The sequence below is a fragment of the Aquimarina hainanensis genome (assembly GCF_042684685.1).
In the GTDB taxonomy this organism is placed as follows: Bacteria; Bacteroidota; Bacteroidia; order Flavobacteriales; family Flavobacteriaceae; genus Aquimarina; species Aquimarina hainanensis.
Genome location: NZ_JBHULX010000017.1, coordinates 103,852 through 105,408, shown reverse-complemented (window position 1 = coordinate 105,408; position 1,557 = coordinate 103,852). Strand labels below are relative to the sequence as shown.

The window sequence follows — 1,557 nt, the reverse complement described above, 5'->3', positions numbered from 1 at the left end:
CGCTGAAAATCTACATTCAGTAAATGACCTCCTGCTTTTAATCCAAAACTTAACTTCCCAACATCTGAAGTAGGTATTGTATATGAAAAATCAATATCAAAATAGGTCTCCTGAGTAGGTCCTATCTCATCATTGACGATAGAAACTCCCAAACCTACCCGGTTACTCTCTCCTATAGGCGTATTCATCGATAAGGTCTGAGTACGGGGTGCTCCATCCAATCCTACCCATTGACTCCGGTGAAGACCACTGATGCTCATCACTCCCCGACTACCAGCATATGCAGGGTTGACACTTATCGTATTATACATATATTGTGTATACTGAGCATCTTGCTGAGAATACCCTAACACAATATGAAGCATTAAGAAAAGAATACTTATACTATATTGAAATCTCATCTGTCTGATTTAAAATATTTTACTTGTCAAAAATATTACTTTTTAAAAAAACAACCCTCCTATCTGTTTGCTACAAAAAGGAGGGACTTACTATTAATTGTTTATGTATAAGTAACCTGTCTTACTCTTATGTTCTCCTGTAGGCAATGTATATTCGATTACATAATAATAAGTTCCAACTGGGAGGTTATCACCTTTTTGAACCGTAACTCGACCATTACTTTGACCTCGGAAAAACGCTCCATCTTTACCATAAGATTCTGCCTCATACACCTTGACCCCCCAACGATTATAAATCGTGACAGTGTTGGTTATATTCTCCAGACCTCGAATCACAAAAACATCATTAATCCCATCTCCATTGGGAGAAAATCCTGTATAAACCTCTATACCATCCTCCGCTGTAGGATCTACTGAATTAGGCTGTAAATAATCTGGAATACCATTGCCATCTGAATCTACAGCATCATCTGGATTTCCATCTCCATTAGGATCTGGACGTTCATCAATGGTAGCAATACCATCTCCATCATCATCTTCATCTAAATAGTCCGGAATACCATCATTATCCGAATCATCATTCGTATAATCACCATCGCCATCAATATCCTCGTACTGGTTCTCTATACCATCGCCATCACAATCTCCTGTAGGAACTCCATTTGGATCACATGCATTTAGCGGGTCACTCTCTACTAATGGAACTACTGAGGTATCCGGATCATCTTCTACTAAAACTTCTTCACCATCTGTATAACCATCTCCGTCTGTATCTGGATTTGTCGGATCTGTACCAAGATCTTCCTCTTCCTCATCTGTTAAACCATCTCCATCCTGATCAAGCATATACTCCTTCTCCGAAATTACTTCGGTAACATTTCCTGCTACATCTGTAACGGAAACACTTCCTTCTATTGTTACATCTGGATCACTTAGTAAAACCGGTCCCGGAACTTCTATAGAAAATAACCCTGAACCATCAACTGTACCCGTATAAACAGAACCGTCAATAACCAAAGTAACAATATCTCCTTCACTAAATTCTCCTGTTACAACTCCCGTAATAGCTATAACTCCTTCTGCTTCCTCCCCTGTAACAATATTATCTGTCGTAATATCATCTATCGATAATGTAGCTGTAGGATCAGTAAGATCT

Annotated in this window: 1 protein-coding gene and 1 pseudogene; both read right to left on the bottom strand. The window is 38.9% G+C overall.

Annotated features, from left to right (window positions below):
* Nucleotides 1-401, bottom strand: a pseudogene (locus ACFSTE_RS10020) (PorP/SprF family type IX secretion system membrane protein); the annotation flags it as partial.
* 93 nt (nucleotides 402-494) lie between these two features.
* Nucleotides 495-1,557 (bottom strand): T9SS type B sorting domain-containing protein (locus ACFSTE_RS10015; protein ID WP_378298123.1); only part of this gene is annotated, 1,063 nt, incomplete at its 5' end.